Source organism: Providencia sp. UF-224, from assembly GCF_058245955.1.
Window position 1 is genome coordinate 1 of record NZ_JBSICC010000084.1, and the last position, 1,186, is coordinate 1,186.

General features: G+C 52.0%; 1 protein-coding gene. It reads left to right on the top strand.

Annotated features, from left to right (window positions below; all coding sequences use genetic code 11):
- The coding region (locus tag AC4IFO_RS22895) for an AAA family ATPase (protein WP_490737841.1) at positions 1-1,186 on the top strand (1,186 nt) is incomplete at both ends.

Sequence of the window (1,186 nt, forward strand, 5' to 3'; positions counted from 1 at the left end):
GGGCAAAAACAGGTGATGAAACCGCAGCAATTTGATGGCCAATGGAGTGCGTATCAGCGTCAAACGATGGAAATCGCCCAAGGTGAACAGTTAACCATACTGGCGAAGCAAAACAAGCTCTCAGCACGTGACAGGGTCACGGTATCGGGCTTTATGCCAAACGCCATTATGGTTAATTTCAACGGAAAAACGCACCGTATTGATGTGCGGGACGGTGTCAAAGCCGATTACGGTTATGTTACCGCGCCAGGGCAACAGGCTAACGATACGGGCACGGTGTTGTTGGCCGCGTCTGCGCGGGATACACAACCGACCTTACTCAATACGGCTGCACGCAGTGGTGAACATATTACTGTGTATACGCCACTGGATAAGATGGAAACTGAGCGTCGTTTATCGCGTTCGCCAGTCTATCAGCAAGCGCGACAGTTAGCGGGGGTTGAAGGATTAGACAGCAAAGCCATTGAACAAGCAGCCGATAATGCGGCTCACGCGTTATGGTCTAAACCCGAAAAAGCTTTGCAACAAGGCATGGAGTTAGCGCAAGAGAGTCAGGTTTTTTTCTCGCGTATCGATGCGATTGCCAAAGCGTTACCGTTACATCCCTCACTCGACAGTCAATCGCTGGGGAAAGCCTTTGACCGCTTAGTCGCCCAAAAAGCCATTATCCCCGTGACCAGTGGTAAAGGGGCTGCCCAACAACATTATGTGACCGCGAGTACGTGGGAGATGGAAAAACAAATCCTGACCACCATTTTAGCGGGCAAAGGGACGCAAACCCCGCTGATGGAGTCTGTTCCCGACGCTGTATTGGCGGGATTAACTGAGGGGCAAAAGGCAGCGACCACATTGATTTTAACCACGCGTGACCAATTTGTCGGTATACAAGGCTATGCAGGGGTGGGGAAAACGACCCAGCTGAAGGCCGTTCTCAAGGCTCTGGACACGCTCCCTGCGGCGCAGCGACCGGAAGTCATAGGCCTTGCGCCCACGCACCGAGCCGTAGGGGAAATGGCGGCAGTGGGGGTGAAATCACAAACTTTGCATGCCTTTTTGATGGATGCGAACCAACGCCAACAGCAAGGGGAGGTACTGAATTTTAAAAACACCCTCTTTTTAGTGGACGAAGGTTCGATGGTCGGTAACAAAATTATGACTGAGGTGTTAGACGTGATTGGGCGCGGTG